A 19,735-nucleotide genomic window follows, 5' to 3' on the forward strand; every position below is an offset into this window, starting at 1 on the left:
ATATCTCGAAAACCGAATGTCAACGCCGAAAAACGATGCCTTGAAAAGCGGTGCCTTCGAAATCGTCGCTGTCGACCCGGCGATCAGCGGGCCATGATCGGCTCCGGCTTCGGCGATGAAAAATGATCGCCCTCAAGCCGCCCGAGAGCGGATCACGTTCAGCACTTCGGTGGCGGCGGATAGGATGCGGGTGCCGGGGCCGTAGATGGCGCTGACCCCGGCATCTTTGAGCATGGCGTGATCCTGTTCGGGGATCACCCCTCCGCAGATGACCGCGATATCCTTCGCTCCTTGACGATCCAAATCATCGATGAGGGCGGGAACGAGGGTGCGGTGCCCGGCGGCTTGGGTGGATATCCCGATGACATGCACATCGTTTTCGATGGCTTGACGGGCGACTTCCTCGGGGGTTTGGAAAAGCGGCCCGATATCGACATCGAAGCCGAGATCGGCGAAGGCGGTGGCGATGATCCGGGCGCCGCGATCATGCCCGTCCTGACCGAGTTTGGCCACCAACATCCGCGGCCTTCGTCCCTCGTCGGCGGCGAAGACCTGAATCTCCCGACGAATGCGCACGAAATCCTCGTCCTCTTCGCATGCCGCGGCGTAGACCCCGGTGATCGACGGCGTAATCGCCCGGTGCCGGCCCCAAACGCCCTCCAAGGTATCGGATATCTCTCCCACCGTGGCCCGGGCTTTGGCGGCTCGAACGGCACACGCCAGCAACCCCCCTTGGCCTTGGTCGGGCGCGGGGGATTCGGCGCAGCGGCGAAGGGCCTCCAACGCCTCTCGATGTGCGCTTGCATCGCGCGCAGCGCGGATGCCTTCGAGCCTTTCGACCTGGGCGCGGCGCACGGCCGCGTTGTCGATATCGAGGATCTCCACCGGGGGTTGCTGATCCGGAGCGAAGCGATTGACCCCGACGACGATCTCCTCCCCCCGATCCAAGCGGGCTTGGCGCCGCGCCGAGGCCTCCTCGATGCGCATCTTGGGCATCGAGGCGCTGACCGCCTGCGTCATCCCCCCCATCGCCTCGACCTCGTCGATCAACTCGCGCGCCGCTTTGGCGAGGCTCGAGGTCAAGGATTCGATGTAGTACGAGCCCGCCAAGGGATCGATCACCTTGGGGATGCCGGTTTCCTCTCGCAAGATCAGCTGGGTATTGCGGGCGATGCGAGCGGAATCCTCGGTCGGCAGCGCCAAGGCTTCGTCGAAGGCGTTGGTATGGAGCGATTGGGTGCCACCCAAGATGGCGGCGAGGGCTTCGATCGAGGTGCGAACGATGTTATTCCACGGATCTTGCACCGTCAGACTCACGCCCGAGGTTTGGCAGTGGGTTCTGAGCATGGCGGAGCGCGGGTCTTCGGGGGCGAAATGTCGATGCACCAGTTCCGACCAGAGCAACCGCGCCGCGCGCAACTTGGCGATTTCCATGAAGAAATTCATGCCGATGCCGAAGAAGAAAGAAAGACGGGGGGCGAAATCATCCACCGCAAGTCCTCCTTCCATAGCCGCCCGCACATACTCGACGCCATCGGCAAGGGTGAAGGCGAGCTCTTGCACGGCGGTCGCCCCCGCCTCCTGCATGTGATATCCGGAGATCGAGATCGGATTGAAACGGGGCATCTCCTTGGCGGTGAAGGCGATGATATCGGCGACGATGCGCATCGATGGATCGGGGGGATAGATATAGGTATTGCGAACCATGAACTCCTTGAGGATATCGTTTTGCAAAGTGCCCGAAAGCGAGGACATCGCCACCCCTTGCTCCTCGGCGGCCACGATATACATCGCCATCACCGGCAGCACCGCCCCGTTCATGGTCATCGACACCGACATGCGATCCAAGGGGATGCCGTCGAAAAGCACCTTCATATCCTCGACCGAATCGATCGCGACGCCGGCCTTGCCGACATCCCCGATCACCCGCGGATGATCCGAGTCGTAGCCCCGATGGGTGGCGAGATCGAAGGCCACCGAAAGACCCGTTTGCCCTCCCTCGAGATTGCGCCGGTAAAACGCATTCGATTCCTCGGCGGTGGAAAAACCGGCGTACTGGCGCAGCGTCCACGGGCGCCCGGCGTACATCGACGCCCTGGGGCCTCGCACGAAGGGGGCGATGCCGGGCAGGCTTCCCAAGTGCTCGATGCCTTCGAGATCGGCCTCGGTATAAAGGGCTTTGACCTCGATCCCCTCCGGGGTATGCCAGATCAGATCGTCGAGAGAGCCTCCCTTCAACTCCTTCGAGACCGAGTCCGCCCATTTCTTTTCGGATTCACTGACGCCGCTCACGGATTCGCCTCGCTCCCTTTCAAAGACCCTTATGGAAGATCCCCCGGATTTCATTTCTCGAAGCGCCGCTCGAATAGCTTCAAGCGCCCTCTCCAAGCACCCAAGGGATCGAAAACAGCCACGATCCCCGGATTTTACAAGGCAAGCCGAAGCGAGATCGCTTTGTGCCCGTTTAAGACGGATAGCCGTTCTTTCGCAAGACCTCCCCCACCTCCTCCAAAATCACGGGATCGTCGATGGTTGCGGGCATCGTCCACTGCTCGCCGTCGGCGATCTTGCGCATCGTGCCGCGCAGGATCTTCCCCGAGCGGGTCTTGGGCAAGCGCTCGACCACCACCGCCTTGCGAAAAGCCGCCACCGGCCCGATCCGCTCTCGTACCAACCCCACGACCTCTTGACCGACCTCCTCCTGCGTGCGCCCGCTCCCGGCATTGAGCACCAAAAAGCCCAAGGGGATCTGCCCTTTGAGGCTATCCGCCACCCCGATCACCGCACATTCCGCCACATCGGGATGGGAGGCGAGCACCTCCTCCATCGCCCCCGTCGAAAGGCGATGTCCGGCGACATTGATCACATCGTCCGTACGAGTCATCACGAAGACATAGCCGTCTTCGTCGATGTAGCCTGCATCCCCGGTCTTGTAGTAGCCGGGAAACTCCGAGAGATAGGCCTCGACGAAGCGCTCTTGCGCATTCCACAGGGTCGGCAAGGAGCCGGGGGGCAAGGGCAACTTGATGACCAGCGCCCCGATCTCGCCCGCAGGCAAGGGGCGACACCGGTCATCGACCACCTGCACATCCATCCCCGGTGCGGGCGAAGTCGGCGATCCCTCCTTGATCGGCAACAGTTCCAAGCCCAGACAATTGGCGCAGATCGACCAGCCGGTTTCCGTCTGCCACCAATGATCGATCACCGGGACTTGGAGTTTGGATTGCGCCCAGCGCAGGGTATCGGGATCGAGACGCTCGCCGGCGAGAAAAAGGGCGCGAAAAGCGGAAAGGTCGTATTTCCCGATCAACTCGCCTTGCGGATCTTGCTGGCGGATCGCCCGAAAAGCGGTGGGGGCGGTAAATAGCGTCGAGACCTTATGCTCGGCGATCACCCGCCAAAAAGCCCCGGCATCCGGGGTGCCCACCGGCTTGCCTTCGTAGAGGATCGTGGTATTGCCGTTGAACAAGGGGGCGTAGCAGATATAGGAATGACCGACGACCCAACCGACATCGGAGGCGGCCCAGAACACCTCACCCGGCTCCACCGCATAGATATTCCTCATCGTCCATTTCAATGCCACGGCATGACCGCCGTTATCGCGCACCACCCCCTTGGGCTGACCGGTGGTGCCCGAGGTATAGAGGATATAGAGCGGATCCGTGGCCGCCACCGGAACGCAATCGTGCGGCTCGGCATCGGCCATCGCCGCTTGCCAATCGACATCCCGCCCCGCCACCATCTCGCACGTGGCGATATCACGCTGAAAGATCACGCAGAAATCCGGCTTGTGGGTCGCCAAATCGATCGCCCCGTCAAGCAGCGGCTTGTATTGCACCACCCTTCCGGGCTCGACCCCGCAAGAAGCGGAGACGATCGCCACCGGCTTCGCATCGTCGATGCGCACCGCCAGTTCATTGGCCGCAAAACCGCCGAAGACCACCGAATGCACCGCCCCGATACGGGCACAGGCGAGCATCGAGACAATCGCTTGGGGGATCATCGGCATGTAGATGATCACCCGATCCCCCTTGCCGACCCCGCGATCCGCCAGCACCCCGGCAAAACGGGCGACCTCATCGCGCAACTCGATATAAGTGAATCGACCGGCGGCGCCGGTGATCGGACTATCGTAAATCAGCGCCGCTTGCCCTCCCCGCCCGCTCTCGACATGAACATCGAGCGCGTTATAGCAGGTATTGAGTTCCCCCCCGACGAACCAGCGCGCACTCGAAGAAGACGAATCATCGAGCACCCGATTCCAAGGCTTGGACCAAGCAATATCACCGGCCGCCTCCCCCCAAAATGCTTCGGGATCCGAAAGCGAACGAGCATGCGCTTCCTTATAGCGTCCAACCATGACCCCCCCCTTATGAATATCCGGCGCGATGTACCTTCCCCCCAAGACCCCGAAGGCCTCGCGCACTTCTCATTCCGACCGCCGCACCTCGAAGAGGGCCAAGCAGGGCAACCCCGGCGCACCGATCGACCGCTACGAAAGGATGTATATACCATACCCTCGAGTTCCAGCCCCGATCCCGATCCTCCCGAACCATCCGATCCCCGCAAAAACCGACACGAAAGAGCTCGAAAACGCAGCCACCCCCAACCTCCCCACCGCAACTTTGGCAAAATCCCCATCATCCAACCATGAAGCCTCTGGTGGCGCAAGATTGCCGACGGTGCCGAATAAGGATGCCCAAGGTCGCCTTTTCCGATTCCGGATAGGCTGCCTTGCAGGAGATCGAAGCCCCCGGCCGAAATCGGATTACAATGCACCTGTCAATACTCGCTCCGACCCGCTCGCATACACTACCCAAAATGCGTATGCAAGCCAACCTGTCGATTCGAGCGTACGATTTCGTCAATCACGGATTTCGGACGACCCCGTCATGGCAGATGAAACGAATTCAAAGGTGATCTCGTGATCAAGCGATGGAAAATAGCCAACTTCAAATCAATTCGAGACGAAACGGAACTGGAATTGGCCCCACTGACAATCTTCGCCGGCGCCAACAGCAGCGGCAAGAGCACGGTTCTTCAATCGATCTTGCTCATCGCCCAGACTCTTGCACACAAAATCGACTCCAAACCCATCGTTCTAAATGGATCTTTATCCAAGCTCGGTAAATTCGACGACCTGAAATCCAACGGGACAGGTGTGGATCACATATTAGTCGGCTGGTATTGCGAGCCAAGCGAAAAACGTATCGATTCATTCGAGTGTGAACTGTCATTTGATGCAAATCCAAGCTCTGCTGATGGAGCCATTTATCAGCTACAACCTCGACTTCGCCATTTAGATTTGACTGCTAGCATTCAAAATCACATATTTTTCCGGGATCGTTCTCATTCTCTTCATAGAGAAAATTCTCTAGAAAACATATCGATACAGGCTTTTTCTTTGGATATCGATGCTGAAAAAGACAAGATATCTCTGCTTAATAAAATCGAAGGATTCGATGAAACAAGAAATACGCTATCAGTTAATATAAATATCGATGATAATTCTTTAGCGGGAATCCGAGCAGAGCTGCCTACCGCTGAAATCGTAGGTTGTGAATTTCATCATTTTTTGCCTGCTGCTATGACACTGGATATCGATCCAGCAGCCGAAATAGCTCAGGCATTCATTTCTACTCTCACCAATGAATACAATCTACATTGGAGACACTCTATTGAAATGGATGAAGAAGTGGTACCACCCGCAACACTCCTTAAGTCTATTGATTTTCTTGATAAAATAGATGATGGACAATTTGAACTGCATAATACTCTACAGAAAAAACTTAGGGATACCGCCGATGAAAAAATCTCCCTTATGTCTTGGATTAGCTACGTTAGAAGTATTTCTTCAAAAGCGAAAGAGGGCATTCGTAATAGACTTCGATCAGACAACTCAATAGAAAATAAAATGATCGAGACAATACGAGAAAATTTAATGTCGTCTCAAGGCATCACTTCTCGTAAACTCATTTCTCATAGGCCCACTTCGAATCTGCCAATTGCTATGAGACATATCGATCGTTTTTTCTCGGAGAAAGTGAAATACCTCGGTCCACTTCGGGATGAACCAAAAGCCTTGTATCCATTAGGCACTTTGGCCGATCCTGCAGATGTTGGACTAAGAGGAGAGCAAACCGCGGCAGTTTTACAAGTTCATTGTAATACATCTGTTACCTACTTACCTACGACAAATTTCCCTGAGGCGAATTCTGAATCATCAGAAATCAACAGGACGACCGCCAGTACATCACTCGCAGAAGCGGTGGGAGACTGGGCACAATATCTTGGAGTTGCTGAGGATATACAAACATCTGATCGTGGGAATTTAGGACATGAGATCAAGGTCGATTTAGGTAATGGTTCAGAGGAACAAGACCTGACGCATGTTGGAGTAGGCGTCAGCCAAGTATTGCCCATTCTAGTAATGGGTCTTCTGTCAAAAGAAGATACGACACTGATTTTCGAGCAGCCGGAACTTCATCTACATCCGCTAGTGCAGACAAGGCTTGCCGATTTTTTTATCTCGATAGCGTTACTAAATAGACAATGCATCGTCGAGACGCATAGCGAGCATTTAATCAATAGAATACGATTTCGTGTAGCCGCAGCATCGGTTGAGCAACCATTGACTGATATTTCGAAAATTTACTTTGTTGAGAAAAAAGAAAGAACGTCCCGATTCAAAGAAGTTGTCATCAATGAATACGGTGCCGTTCAAAACTGGCCTGTAGGATTCTTTGATGAATCAACCATAGAAGCCGAAAATATCCTCAAAGAAGCTATCAACAAAAAACGTGCAAGAACACACAAAGGTAACTAATCATGCAAGCGACATTGACAGTTTTGATAGATGCAGGAATTCTCGCTCCACCTTGCCCAAATGACAAGCCTTCTCGTTTTCATAAGTATATAGATACATTACGACACTTGAGAGAATTGTTAATTCAACCATGGATTTCTGTACGACTTAGAGAAAATTCCTGGGATGTTTTTGTGGATGAAGCAGGTAAATTTATCTCTCCTACGGATACAATTCGATCAGCGATCAAAATTCACGGAATACAGACATTTGACGAGCAAACAATTGCTTGGGCTACCAAGAAAATTCCTTCGCTACTATTCTCTTCGCCTCATTTTGAAGAATATTTCAATGCCTGTGTTCGTGACTATGACTTCAGATCCAACCCAGATCTATTAGGCTTGACGGAAGCATCCGTACATGATCAAAGTTTTGAGCGATGTGTAGTCTTGGCTTCAATCTTACATTGCTATTGCAACACTAGCGGTATTCGTCTCTTTGTTAAAAATACCCCTGATTCAGGAAAAATTGAAATCCAAGCATCTATTCGTAGTATTGAACCCAAACGTGACGACATGGGAAATGTCCCATTTCAACCTGATACATTCAAAGGTGATATTCTTATCTGCGATAGCCTCTCTGGATTACTTAAGTCGATTGATTGGATAGATATAGCAAAATTTTGGAAATCTGATCCAAACACTAATTTCGAAACGGCGTTACAATTTTCCATATTCAAATTTAAGTATCCTTTTGATCAAAGCGTCAAAGTCGATTGGCCAATAGACGTGCCTGTGTTATGGGATTCAAAATTTATCGAAAGCGCCAAGAAATGTTGCGAGAAAAGCGAGAAAAGCTGGAAAAAAGTCATGCCTAGTATGTTCCGTACCATCGCAGATATCGTTGTCGGTCTTAACGCAAAAGAACACAAAACTCGTAACAAACATGCACTCAAAAAAAATAAAAAAGGAGGATCTCAACGCACCCGCCTATCAGGAGATAAAGCACAGCGAGATAAAGCACAGCGCGCCAACGTTTACTCTGGATATCGTCTTCATTATTGGCAGAAAAGTGACGGCTATATTAGTCTAGATTCTATAGGACCTCATAGTCATGAATCCATTCGAAGATAATCCGATCTTATCGATTATCGATCGATAGAAAGCCTATGGAATTGCACTTGAGTGTCAATTGATCAATTATCGGAATCGAGGGAATCACCAACAATTCCCTACTTTCCGCAGATTCTTGTAAAATATCGAAACATCCGCCAAAAACCGCTCGTAGCCTATCTTCGAACTCCAAAACATCGAATCGCGCCATGCTAACCGACTCGTTTTTCGCTTCGAACAAAGTGATCCTCGCGCCGATGGCGGGGGTAACGGATCGGCCCTTTCGGTCGCTTTGTCGGGGGTTGGGGGCGGATCTGGCGGTTTCGGAGATGGTGAGCAGCGACCCTCGTCTTCGGGGGAGTGTCAAGACCTTGCGGCGGATCGATCATGTGGGGGAGCCCTTGCCTCGGTCGGTGCAGATCGCCGGGGCGGATCCGGATTGGCTGGCGGATGCGGCTCGCTTCAATATCGATCGCGGGGCCGATATCATCGATATCAATATGGGTTGTCCGGCCAAGAAGGTCTGCAATGTGGCGGCGGGGTCGGCTTTGCTCTCGGACGAGGCTTTGGTCGCCCGCATCTTGGAGAAGGTGGTGGCCTCGATCGATGCTCCGGTCACTCTCAAGATTCGTACCGGCCCCGATCCGGGAACACGCAACGCGCTGCGCATCGCTCATATCGCGCAAGAGTCCGGTATTCGGGCGCTTGCGATCCACGGTCGTACCCGTCAGTGCGCCTTTCGGGGCGAGGCGGAGTACGAGACCATTCGCAAGGTCAAGGCGCAGGCGAGGATACCGATCATCGCCAACGGGGATATCACCTCCCCCGAACAAGCGCAGCGGGTGCTTCGGTTCACCGGTGCCGATGCGGTGATGATCGGGCGCGCGGCCCAAGGCGATCCTTGGCTGCCCGGGCGAATCGCTCGCTTCTTGCACGATGGAACACTTCTACCCCTGCCTAGCCTGCAAGAGCGTGCCGATGTGCTGATCCAGCACTTGCGCGCGCTGCATGATTTCCACGGCGAAAGGACCGGGGCGAAGATCGCCCGCAAGCATCTTTCTTGGCATTGCCGGGCTTATGCCGGCGGTGAGGAATTCTGGCGGCGTATCAATCATGTCGAATGCCCGCAGCGGCAGATCGCCTTGACCCGCGATTTTTTCCGCCAGAAGATGGACGAGTCGCAGTCCGATTCGATGGCTGCGGCATAGCATCCGGCGACAAATCAATCATGGAGAGACATAAGTGATACTTGGAATGCAAATCGGGGACTGGATAGGTTTGATAGTCACCTGGGTATCGAACTCATCTTTTTATGGATGCTCTTTACGCTGCGGGCGTCGGTTTTTCGTATCGAGCGCATATTGTCAAAGATGAACGATCAAATGGACTCGCCCGGGGAAATGGAAGGTAGGGAGGATCGATCATGAGCACTGAAACCTCGTGGTCCATATCCATCGATTTCGACAAATTAGTAGGCATCACCGACTTCATACCGGGTATAAGTTGGAATTTCGATCCACCGGAGCCGCTCGGGGCGATATTATTCATCCTCTTTCCCCTTGCCTTGGCGGTGTTTTTATTCCCCCTTTGGTACGTCTACACGCTCAAAGAATCGACCACACGCATCGAGCGCACATTGATGGAGTCAAGAGAACATCGAGCGAATCCCTTGGAAGACGAGGAGACAAAATCATGTCCAACGCAATGATTTTGCTACTCGTTGCGATTGCCTTGGGGATTTTCATCCTTCAGTTATGGCTTGTCTTGACGCTTTTATCGTCGGTGAGACGCATCGATGGTTCATTGGCGAAACTGATGCAACGCGGCGGACTTCCGGTCTTGCGTCGTCCCCCCAAGGAAGAGGGCGACGGATAAGGCTTCGATAAAGGCACCCTTTTAAGCCCCCGATACAAGCATCGGGGGCGAGCATCGCAGCACTCATCTTTCGCCGCACCGATCTTGGCCGGAATCGCCATCGTCACCATCAGCCAGCATCGACCCCTTACAATTCCGCAAGGCAGCACCATCGTCATCCGGCTTCCCTCCGCAGCATGCATCCGGCACGCATCCTCGGATTCGAACGAAGCCCCTTGGAAACAGGACACCCCCACCGTGACCCACCCCGAAAGCACCAAAGGCTCGGTCAAGCGAGCATTGATCAGCGTCTCCGATAAAAGCGGGATCGCCGAATTCGCCCGCGAGTTGCACCGGCTCGGCATCGAAATCATCTCCACCGGCGGCACCGCCCGGCTATTGGAGGAAGCGAAGGTGCCGGTGGTGGAGGTATCCGAAAGAACCGGCTTTCCGGCGATGATGGACGGGCGGTTGAAGACCCTGCACCCGAAGATCCACGGCGGACTTTTAGGGCGTCGGGATATCGATGCCCCGGCGATGCGCGAACATGATATCGACGACATCGACCTTCTCGTGGTCAACCTCTATCCCTTCGCAAGCGTCACTCGCCGCCCGGATTGCGATCTGGCCACCGCCATCGAAAATATCGATATCGGCGGGCCGGCGATGCTGCGGGCGGCGGCCAAGAATCATGCTTGGGTAACGGTGGTGGTGGATAGCGCCGACTATCAGCGGGTGCTGGATGAACTGGAGCGCGATGGAAGAGTGAGCGATCACTCCAGGTTCATGCTCGCGACCCGAGCCTTCGAGCACACCGCCGGCTACGATGCGATGATCGCCAACTACTTGGGCGCTCGGGTGGCCAAGAGCGGGGGGCAGGAAGGCAAAGAGGCCGATAACGACAAGGGGAGCGAAGAGGAGATATTCCCCGAAACCGTGACCTTTCAGTATCGGATGAAGCAAAGGATGCGCTACGGCGAGAACCCCCACCAAAGAGCGGCCTTCTACGCCGGACCGGGGAACGCCGATGCAACCTTCGCCAATATCGCCGGCGCGCGGCAACTCCAAGGCAAGGCGCTGTCTTTCAACAATATCGCCGATACCGACGCCGCCTGGGGCTGCGTTGTTACTTTCACCGAGCCCGCCTGCGTCATCGTCAAACACGCCAACCCTTGCGGGGTCTCCATCGGCTCCGATATCAAGACCGCCTACGAACGCGCCTTTCGCACCGATCCGACCTCCGCTTTCGGCGGCATCATCGCCTTCAACCGACGACTCGACGGGGCCACCGCCAAGGAGATCGTCGAGCGGCAGTTCGCGGAAGTCGTCATCGCCCCCGAAGTCGATGCCGATGCCGCCGACATCTTCAAACAAAAACGCGATGTCCGCCTATTGGACGGCGGGGGATTGCCGATCGAGAGCGCTTCGGCCTCTTCGGCCGCAACCCCGGTCGAAGCGCTCGAAACCCGCTGGGTCGATGGCGGGCTTTTATTGCAAGAGCGTGACCTGCGCATCATCGAGGCTTCGGATTTGAAGGTCGTCACCCGACGTGCGCCAACCGACGATCAGATCCGCGACCTCCTCTTCGCTTGGAAGGTCGTTCGCTTCGTCAAATCGAATGCCATCGTCTATTGTCGAGAGGGGATGACCATCGGCGTCGGGGCGGGGCAAATGAGCCGGGTCTACTCCGCCCGCATCGCGGCCATCAAGGCCGAGGACGAGGGGCTTTCGGTGCGCGGGTCGGTCTTGGCATCGGACGCATTCTTCCCTTTCCGAGACGGGATCGATGCCGCGGCCGCCGCCGGAGTCGAAGCGGTGATCGAGCCCGGCGGTTCCATGCGCGACGATGAAGTGATAGCCGCCGCCGACGAGCACAATCTGGCGATGGTCTTCACCGGCGTTCGCCATTTCCGCCACTGATCGGTGCTTGAAGACGAGGGCGGGGGTGAAGACGAACAACCCCCCGTCGATAGCGCTCCTTCCCCCACGCCATCCCGATCCCTCTTCGATATTCGAAACGAACCCCCGGAGAATCGCGCCCGTGTCGAATACCCCTCATCGAGCCCGAACCCTTCTCGTGATCGGAGGCGGCGGGCGAGAACATGCACTGGTGTGGAGCTTGGCCCGCAGCCCCGAGGTATCAAGGGTGTTGGTGGCTCCGGGGAATGCGGGCACATCGAACGAGCCCAAGGTCGAAAACTTGCCCATCGCTGATCACGATATCGAGGCCTTGGCGCTGATCGCGAAAGAGCGCAAGGTGGATCTGACCGTCGTCGGGCCGGAAACACCCCTCGTGGCGGGGATCGTCGATCATTTCTCGGCCCAAGGGCTTCGCATCTTCGGGCCGAGCGCGGCAGCGGCTCGTCTCGAGGGCTCGAAATCCTTCGCCAAGGATTTCCTCGCCCGCCACCGCATCCCCACCGCCGCCCATGGCGTTTTCACCCGCATCGAGGATGCCAAGGCCTATATCGAAAAGCGCCGAGCGCCGATCGTCATCAAAGCCGACGGACTCGCCGCGGGCAAAGGGGTGATCGTGGCTCGCTCGAACAACCAAGCCATCGAAGCCGCCCGCGAGATGCTCGAAGGCGGGGCCTTCGGGGGAGCCGGACGCACCATCGTGATCGAGGATTTTTTGGCGGGCGAAGAAGCGAGTTTCATCTGCGTCGCCGGAAGCCAAGGCGTGGTGCCCTTGGCATCGGCGCAAGATCACAAAACCCTCTTGGATGGCGATGAAGGCCCGAATACCGGCGGCATGGGCGCTTACTCCCCGGCTCCGGTGGTCGATGCCCGCCTATCGGATCGCATCATGCGCGAGATCATCCACCCGACCCTGCAAGGCCTTGCCGCCGAGGGGATGCCCTATACCGGATTCCTCTACGCAGGTTTGATGATCGACCCCGACGGCGCCCCCCATGTAATCGAATTCAATTGTCGGCTAGGGGATCCCGAAACCCAGCCGATCTTGCTAAGACTACGCTCGAGCCTTCTCGATCTGATCGAGGCCGCATTGGCCGGCGATCCCGCTAAAAACCCGCCCGAATGGGACGAACGCGCCTCGTTGGGGGTGGTGATGGCTTCCGAGGGCTATCCCGAAAAGCCTCGAAAAGGGGATGTGATCCACGGTCTCGATGAGTCGCAGGAAAGAACGGGAGAGGGCATCGGAGAGGAAAGCGGCGGATCGGGAAAAAGCGGTGAGGTGGATAACCCCGTCACCAAAGTCTTCCACGCCGGCACCGCACTTCAAGGCGATAGGGTGGTCACTTCCGGAGGACGCGTCTTATGTATCTGCGCGCTGGGCAAGGATGTCAGCGAAGCCCGGCGAATCGCCCTTGATCGGGCCGACGGGATTCAATGGCCCGGCGCCTTCTTTCGCCGCGATATCGGCCACCGCGCCATCGCCCGAGAGGAGGCGCGGGCCAAGAAAATCGGATAGTTGCCGGATGGGGCGATGTCGGACGAGGCGCTATCCGAGCGATATCGGATAGCCGGCGGACTGAAAATCTCTCTTTTAAGATGGATCCAAAAAAGCGCTCGACCGGCTCATATTCGATCGCTTGTCTTCGGCTTCGTAACCGCGCCCCGGCGAGCCCTTCTCGGCGAAAGCCCCCGCTTTGGCCCTCGACCCCTCGCCGAGCGACTTGTCAGATCTCTCCCGTCCAATCGATGAAATTGGTCAGCAACGCAAGCCCGGCGCGCTGACTCTTTTCCGGGTGGAACTGCACCGCGAACAAACGCTCGGCGGCGACGGCGGCAGCGAATTCCCCGCCGTATTCGCAAACGCCTGCAACCAAGTCCGGATCCTTCGGGCGCACCCGATAACTATGCGCGAAATAAAAGCGCTCATCGTCGGCGATCCCTCGCCATAAGGGATGAACAGCGGATGCGCCGGCGCCCGACCCGATCCTCGCTTGCCTCACCCGATTCCAACCGATATGGGGGATTTTTCGCACCGGCGAACCGGATGCGTCGATCCCGGGATCAAGACGCACCGAATCGCCCTTCAAATAACCGAATCCCTCGGTATCGGGATCTTCCTCGCTGAACTCGAAAAGCACTTGCAGACCCATGCAGATCCCTAAAACGGGCTTGCGACCGAGGCATTCGCGAATCGGATCGATCAGCCGACGGGCATGGAGTTCGGCCATGCAATCGCGCATCGCTCCTTGTCCGGGAAGCACGATCCGATCCGCTTGCCCGATGGCCCGAGCCCGATCGCTGACCTCCACCCGAGCCCGACCTTGCGCTGCATGCTCGACCGCCCGCGCCACCGAGCGCAGGTTCCCCATCCCGTAATCGACCACCGTGATTCCCAAGGGCATCAAAGCACGCCCTTGGTGGAAGGCACGATCCCGGCGACCCGATCGTCCAATGCCGTCGCCATGCGCAGGGCGCGACCGAACGCCTTGAAGATCGTCTCCGCCACATGATGGGTATTGCCGGTCTGCAACGAATCGATATGCACGGTGGCTTGCGCGGCATTGGCGAAGGCTTGGAAGAACTCCCGGATCAAATCGACATCGAAATTCCCGATGCGAGCCCGAGGATAGGTCGCGCGGTAGAAAAGACCGGGGCGACCGGAAAAGTCGATCACCACCCGAGAGAGCGACTCGTCCAGCGGAACATAGGCATGGCCGTAGCGGAAAATACCGCGCTTGTCGCCGAGAGATTGCGCCATCGCCTGCCCGAATACGATGCCGATATCCTCGACGGTGTGGTGATCGTCGATCTGCAGATCTCCTTCGGCCTGAATATCGATATCGATCACCGCATGGCGGGCGATTTGATCGAGCATGTGCTCGAAAAAGGGGATGCCGGTGGCGAGAACGGCGCTGCCCTGACCATCCAGATCGAGGGTCAGCGCGATTTGCGTTTCGTTGGTATTGCGCTTGATCGAAGCGGTGCGTGAGGACACGAGAGGGTTTTCCCTAAGAGAGTTTCGACGATGGGGTTGGCGAACGATGCGAAGGCCGAGAAGCGGATCGGGGAGCGGAAGAACCTGAAAGGCCTTTGGCGCCGGCGATACCGCTTGGGAAGCCCGGTGAGGATATTCGGAGCATTTTCCCGCTTCGATAGTCCAAATAGATCATAAACGAGTATCGACATGAACACGAAAGCCTCGGGCGGGCATCGTACCCTTCGCCTGCGTTCTTTCCCGCCCTCTTCTTCGAGGGTTCGTCAGCAAGGCTCGTTTGACTGATCCTATTCGAGCCGATGTTCACACCGACCGAGAGGAGTCTTATCGATGAAATACAAGGAATACAAGGTCATCGCCCTGTCGGAGGGCATGGTCGGCTCGGTGTTGCTCGGAGCATCGGCCCTGCCGCTTGAAAAAATCGAACGTACCCTCAACCAAGAAGCGCAAGATGGCTGGCAGATCGTCTTCCAATTGATCGAAAGTCGCCGAATCTTTCTCTTTTGGAGCATGGAAACGGTGATCCTTACCTTCGGACGCGCTTAGCACTTGGAGATCCGCCAAGAACACCGATGCCTTCCCCTTTTTCGTGCCTTGATCAGTCCTTTTCAAAAGATTGCAACTCGTTCATCCATCTTCGCATCCAAGAGACGAATTTCGAGGGAATTTCACCGATGGAACGTAAGACGAAGCACGAGAGATGGCGATATCATCCCGTCGAAATACGGTGATCGGACCGGGTTTTGCGCCGAACGAGCATCGGGGCGCTCGAAGGTGCAATCGTCGGCTATCCGTCTCGACCGATTTCGTCGTCCCCTCGCAAGCGAAGCACAGCATCCGAGATAGATTGGGAGAACGATCATGAATGCACAAACATCGGGCTCTCGTCCGATTTCCAAGGACGAGTCCGCCGACCTGCGGGTGGCCTTTGCCGACCTGCGCGCCGATATCATCGCGTCCAACGAGCGCACCCGGACCTCTTATGAGCGCAACCGAGCCGATGTCATCGCTTCGAACAAAGACAGCGATATCATGAGAGCGACATGGATCGCAGAAGCCCGAGCGAGTCGGTCGGTGTTCTTTTGGGGAGCGGGGATTGGGGTTGGCGTCGGCTCTATCTTGATCGGAGTGGTGGGGTTATGGCTCGGCTTTCCGGATGCCATCACCCGCTTCTTCGGGGGATAATCTCCCAAGAAGAAGATCATCGTCTGTCCCGTCGTCCCATCGCAAGAAATCGAAGTACAACATCCGAGATAGATTGGGAGAACGATCATGAATGCCGATAATGCCGATGCCGCAACATCCGGTGCTCGTGCGGACCGCAAAGACGAAGCCACCGACTCGGGAGCGGGCTCTGACGACTTTCGCGACTACGGCCTGGGGGCAATGCCCCGAGAAGAGATTCTCTCTATATACAAAAACCATAACGATTTTATGAGGGTAGTGATCGCAGAGACTCGGAGGACTCGTTTGCGGATGACTTGGCTCCTTGGAATCCTGGTTTTCATCTTTATGTTCCTGATAGGGTTCGTCGAATTTTTGATAGGAACCATCATGAAATCAATGTGAGATCGTGATTCTTGGGTCAATCGGGGACAGCCACGGGCAGAGCGTGTCATGAAAAAGAAAAAGCCAAGGAGAACCACCCTCGGCGCAACGGAGTTTTTCGAACGACCTTCGGATGAGAATGCCACTTGAACCCTCATCGAGCGATGTATCGGGGAAGACGGAAAAGCCCACCCGTCCGACATGCAAAAGCAAGCAAAGACCATGAGCTTTTGACCACCTGCAAAAGCGCGTTGTCGAGGCAATGATTGCCGGAAGATGCATTCGGTGAATCGTGCCGAAATCTCGAGGATCATCGAGGATCGAGCGAACGAGAGCGTCGGACCGAGTGCGGGAGAGGGGGTGGGATATGGGTATGGTATAAAGGGTGCGGGCAAAACCTCGGGATCGCCTATCCGAATTATGATCAAGAATGACCTGCGTATGCTATCAAGATAGGATAATGACTTTGCAAACTTGGCCGATGCCGATGACTCGGCCTGACAATCCCTTTTTCGAATGATCCCCTTTTTCGAACGATCTGCGCACCCGACAAAAACAACCCTCTTCCGATTTCCATCGAAAACATCATCGAGAGCGTCGACTTGATATCAAAATCCCCCACCCCCGACATCCCCGCTCGCGCTCCCAAGGTCGGGCTTTTCGCCACTTGCTTGGTCGATCTCTTTCGGCCGCAAGTCGGTTTCGCCGCCGTGCGCTTGCTCGAAAACGCCGGCTGCCGGGTGGAGGTTCCCATCGCCCAAACCTGCTGCGGGCAGCCGGCTTGGAACAGCGGTGATTCGGCCACCGCCGGGGCGATCGCCAAGCGCACGATCGAAATCTTCGAGCCCTTCGACTTCGTGGTCGCCCCTTCCGGATCCTGCGCCGGGATGCTGCGCGAGCACTATCCAAGACTCTTCGAAGACAGCGCGATATGGCGCGATCGAGCCTTGAACCTGGCCAAGCGTAGCCACGAACTGCTAAGTTTCCTGACCGATATCCTCGAAGTCAAAGAAGTCCCGGTGCGACTCCAAGCCTGCGCCACCTATCATGATTCTTGCTCCGGCTTGCGGGAGCTCGGCGTCAAATCCCAGCCTCGGCGACTGCTCGAATCCGTCGAAGGGCTCAGCCTGCGGGAGATGCGAGATACCGATGCCTGCTGCGGCTTCGGGGGCACTTTCTGCGTCAAATATCCTGAAATTTCGACCCGACTCGTGGACGAAAAATGCCGCAACGCCGCCGCCACCGGCGCCGATCTGCTGCTCGGCGGCGACTTGGGTTGCCTTCTCAATATCGCCGGGCGACTCGCCCGCAATCGTCAACCGATGCGGGTGCTGCATACGGCGGAGGTGCTTGCGGGTATGGCCGGGGCCGGAATCGGCGAGCGCGCCGACAGCAAAGAGGAACAGCGATGAAACCCGTGGCCGTCGACTTCCAAGCCCGCGCGCGAGAAAGCCTGCAAGACAGCAACCTTGCGGTGGCATTGGGAAGAGCGCGCAAGGGATTCATCGACAGCCGCTCGAATGCCGTCGATGCCTTGGCGGGATACGACGAGCTGCGTCGCTGCGCCCAGGAAATCAAGGAGCACACCCTTTCGCATCTCGACCATTACCTCGAACGCTTCGAAGAAAGGGTGCGCGAACACGGCGGGCAAGTGCACTGGGCCGCCACCCCCGCCGAAGCCCAAGCCATCATCGTCGATATCTGCAAAAAAGCGAAGGCGAAACGCATCACCAAGGGCAAGTCCATGGTCGGCGAGGAAATCGCCGTCAACCAGGCTTTGGAAGGGGCCGGGTTCGAGGTGATCGAAACCGATCTGGGCGAATACATCATCCAGCTCGCCGACGAGCCGCCGAGCCATATCATCGCACCGGCAATCCACAAGACCCGCGATCAAGTCTCCGACCTTTTCCATCTTCACCACGCCCCCCACGGCTACGAGCGTCAAACCGAACCGGAAGCCCTCGTAGCCGAGGCCCGCTCCGTCTTGCGGGAAAAATTCACGAGCGCCGATGTCGGGATCACCGGCGCCAATTTTCTGGTGGCCGAAACCGGATCGAGCGTCATCGTTACCAACGAGGGCAACGGCGACCTCACCAACACCCTGCCCGATGTGCATATCGTCACCGCCGGTATCGAGAAGGTGATACCGAACTTGGAGGATCTGAGCACCATCTTGCGGGTTCTCGCCCGCAATGCGACCGGACAGGAAGCTTCCGTCTACACCACCCTATCGAGCGGACCTAAGCGCGCCGAGGACCTCGACGGGCCGCGCGAATACCACGTGGTCTTGCTGGATAACGGTCGCTCGCAGATGCTCGGCAACGAATTCCACGAAATGCTGCGCTGCATCCGCTGCGGGGCGTGCATGAACCACTGCCCTGTCTACCATGCGATCGGCGGTCAAGCCTACGGCTGGGTCTATGTGGGACCGATGGGTTCGGTGCTGACCCCGCTGCTGGTCGGGCTCGATCAAGCGCGCGACCTGCCCGAGGCCTGCACCCTCAACGGCCGCTGCAAGTCGGTGTGTCCGATGGGGATCCCCCTGCCGGATCTGATGCGCAACCTGCGCCAACGCTCATTCCAAAAGCGCTTGCATCCGCCGCGCGTGCGCTTGGGCTTGCGGGCTTGGGGTTTCGTGGCGAGAAGACCGCGTCTTTACCGGCTTGCGAGCCGCTGGGGCGCCGCCCTCCTCGGCCGTTTGGGACAAAAACGCGGTCGTTTCCGCCGCCTGCCCTTCGCCTCCGGCTGGACCGGTAGCCGGGACTTCCCCGCTCCCCAAGGTCGCAGTTTCATCTCCGCTTGGGCCGCAGGCGATCGCGGGACGCAAGGCGAAACGAGATGAGCGAAAAGGGAATCGAGGGCAGCCGGGAATCCATCCTGGGCTCGGTGCGACGCTCCTTGCGCCGCACCGGCCCTTTGCCTTCGAGCGTCGTTTCCGCCCTCGATCGTCGCATCACGCACCCGACTCCCAACCCGCGCCCGACCCTTGCCGAGGATCCGATCGATCTGTTCATGCGCAAAGCCGATATCGTGCATACCAAGGTCTCGAGAGCGCCGGATCGCGCCGGTGTTTCGGATATCGTGCTGCAACATATTGAGGAGCACGATCTCGAAAACACCATCGCGATCGCACCTGAGATTTCGGATTTGCCGTGGAGCAACCGTTTATCCGTCGAGGCTCGGGCGGCAACCGCGCAGGATCGAATCAGTGTCACCGGCGCCTTTGCGGGGATCGCGGAAACCGGCAGCGTGATGCTCCTTTCGGGCGCGATCAGCCCGACCACCCTCAACTTCCTTCCCGACGATCACCTCGTGGTTCTTGCCGAATCGCGCATCGTCCCCCATCTCGAAGACGCTTGGGCGATGCTGCGCCGGGAGCGAGAATCGATGCCGCGCACCGTCAACTTGATCTGCGGGCCTTCGAAAACCGGGGATATCGAGATCACGATCTTGGAAGGCGCCCACGGCCCGAGGCGGCTACACGTCATCCTCGTTCGAGAATGA

The 19,735-nt window shown here is 57.1% G+C and carries 17 protein-coding genes; 13 read left to right on the top strand and 4 right to left on the bottom strand.

Annotated elements, in window-relative coordinates; all coding sequences use genetic code 11:
- Positions 1 to 132 precede the first annotated feature (132 nt).
- Positions 133 to 2,292: a methylmalonyl-CoA mutase gene (gene scpA / locus BF99_RS0111415; protein WP_025770953.1), complete on the bottom strand. Its 2,160-nt coding sequence runs from the start codon at positions 2,290 to 2,292 to the stop codon at positions 133 to 135.
- Positions 2,293 to 2,464: 172 nt separating this feature from the next.
- Entirely contained in the window at positions 2,465 to 4,360 is a 1,896-nt protein-coding gene (locus tag BF99_RS0111420) for a propionyl-CoA synthetase (protein WP_025770954.1), read from the bottom strand.
- A 564-nt stretch (positions 4,361 to 4,924) separates the two neighbouring features.
- On the opposite strand from BF99_RS0111420, the gene BF99_RS0111425 reads away from it, so the two are divergent.
- The 7 genes from BF99_RS0111425 to purD all read left to right on the top strand — a co-directional run bounded on the left by BF99_RS0111425 (position 4,925) and on the right by purD (position 13,204).
- A complete protein-coding gene (locus BF99_RS0111425; RefSeq protein WP_025770955.1) occupies positions 4,925 to 6,826 on the top strand; it encodes a DUF3696 domain-containing protein in 1,902 nt (633 codons plus the stop codon).
- Positions 6,827 to 6,828: 2 nt separating this feature from the next.
- Entirely contained in the window at positions 6,829 to 7,938 is a 1,110-nt protein-coding gene (locus tag BF99_RS22975; protein WP_156013285.1) for a hypothetical protein, read from the top strand.
- 188 nt (positions 7,939 to 8,126) lie between these two features.
- Positions 8,127 to 9,125, top strand: a complete 999-nt coding sequence (gene dusB, locus BF99_RS0111440) for a tRNA dihydrouridine synthase DusB (RefSeq protein WP_025770958.1) — start codon at positions 8,127 to 8,129, stop codon at positions 9,123 to 9,125.
- 215 nt (positions 9,126 to 9,340) lie between these two features.
- Positions 9,341 to 9,625: a hypothetical protein gene (locus tag BF99_RS0111450; protein WP_025770959.1), complete on the top strand. Its 285-nt coding sequence runs from the start codon at positions 9,341 to 9,343 to the stop codon at positions 9,623 to 9,625.
- Positions 9,610 to 9,792: a hypothetical protein gene (locus BF99_RS0111455; protein WP_025770960.1), complete on the top strand. Its 183-nt coding sequence runs from the start codon at positions 9,610 to 9,612 to the stop codon at positions 9,790 to 9,792. Before BF99_RS0111450 ends, BF99_RS0111455 begins: the two co-directional genes overlap by 16 nt.
- A gap of 237 nt (positions 9,793 to 10,029) precedes the next feature.
- Positions 10,030 to 11,691, top strand: a complete 1,662-nt coding sequence (gene purH / locus BF99_RS0111460) for a bifunctional phosphoribosylaminoimidazolecarboxamide formyltransferase/IMP cyclohydrolase (RefSeq protein WP_038098176.1) — start codon at positions 10,030 to 10,032, stop codon at positions 11,689 to 11,691.
- A 121-nt stretch (positions 11,692 to 11,812) separates the two neighbouring features.
- Positions 11,813 to 13,204, top strand: a complete 1,392-nt coding sequence (purD, locus tag BF99_RS0111465; RefSeq protein WP_025770962.1) for a phosphoribosylamine--glycine ligase — start codon at positions 11,813 to 11,815, stop codon at positions 13,202 to 13,204.
- A 208-nt stretch (positions 13,205 to 13,412) separates the two neighbouring features.
- On the opposite strand, the gene hisH is transcribed toward purD, so the two are convergent.
- Both hisH and hisB read right to left on the bottom strand, forming a co-directional pair.
- Positions 13,413 to 14,090 (bottom strand): imidazole glycerol phosphate synthase subunit HisH, encoded by a 678-nt coding sequence (hisH, locus tag BF99_RS0111475; RefSeq protein ID WP_025770964.1) that lies wholly within the window; start codon positions 14,088 to 14,090, stop codon positions 13,413 to 13,415.
- Entirely contained in the window at positions 14,090 to 14,683 is a 594-nt protein-coding gene (gene hisB / locus BF99_RS0111480; RefSeq protein WP_025770965.1) for an imidazoleglycerol-phosphate dehydratase HisB, read from the bottom strand. The genes hisH and hisB overlap by 1 nt, the downstream gene beginning before the upstream one ends.
- Before the next feature lie 330 nt (positions 14,684 to 15,013).
- Between hisB and BF99_RS0111490 the strand changes: the two genes are divergently transcribed.
- The 6 genes from BF99_RS0111490 (at position 15,014) to BF99_RS0111525 (ending at position 19,735) form a co-directional block, all read left to right on the top strand.
- On the top strand, positions 15,014 to 15,229 hold the full coding sequence (locus tag BF99_RS0111490; RefSeq protein WP_025770966.1) for a DUF4177 domain-containing protein: 216 nt from the start codon (positions 15,014 to 15,016) through the stop codon (positions 15,227 to 15,229).
- Between the two features lie 315 nt (positions 15,230 to 15,544).
- Complete coding sequence (locus tag BF99_RS0111500) at positions 15,545 to 15,868, top strand: hypothetical protein (RefSeq protein WP_025770967.1); 324 nt, start codon at positions 15,545 to 15,547, stop codon at positions 15,866 to 15,868.
- An 87-nt stretch (positions 15,869 to 15,955) separates the two neighbouring features.
- Entirely contained in the window at positions 15,956 to 16,252 is a 297-nt protein-coding gene (locus BF99_RS0111505) for a hypothetical protein (protein ID WP_025770968.1), read from the top strand.
- Between the two features lie 581 nt (positions 16,253 to 16,833).
- Positions 16,834 to 17,643, top strand: coding sequence for a (Fe-S)-binding protein (locus tag BF99_RS0111515; protein WP_025770969.1), 810 nt, complete (start codon positions 16,834 to 16,836; stop codon positions 17,641 to 17,643).
- On the top strand, positions 17,640 to 19,073 hold the full coding sequence (locus BF99_RS0111520; RefSeq protein ID WP_025770970.1) for a LutB/LldF family L-lactate oxidation iron-sulfur protein: 1,434 nt from the start codon (positions 17,640 to 17,642) through the stop codon (positions 19,071 to 19,073). Before BF99_RS0111515 ends, BF99_RS0111520 begins: the two co-directional genes overlap by 4 nt.
- Positions 19,070 to 19,735, top strand: a complete 666-nt coding sequence (locus tag BF99_RS0111525) for a LutC/YkgG family protein (RefSeq protein WP_025770971.1) — start codon at positions 19,070 to 19,072, stop codon at positions 19,733 to 19,735. The genes BF99_RS0111520 and BF99_RS0111525 overlap by 4 nt, the downstream gene beginning before the upstream one ends.

This window comes from Thioalkalivibrio sp. HK1, from assembly GCA_000583135.1.
Classification (GTDB): domain Bacteria; phylum Pseudomonadota; class Gammaproteobacteria; order HK1; family HK1; genus HK1.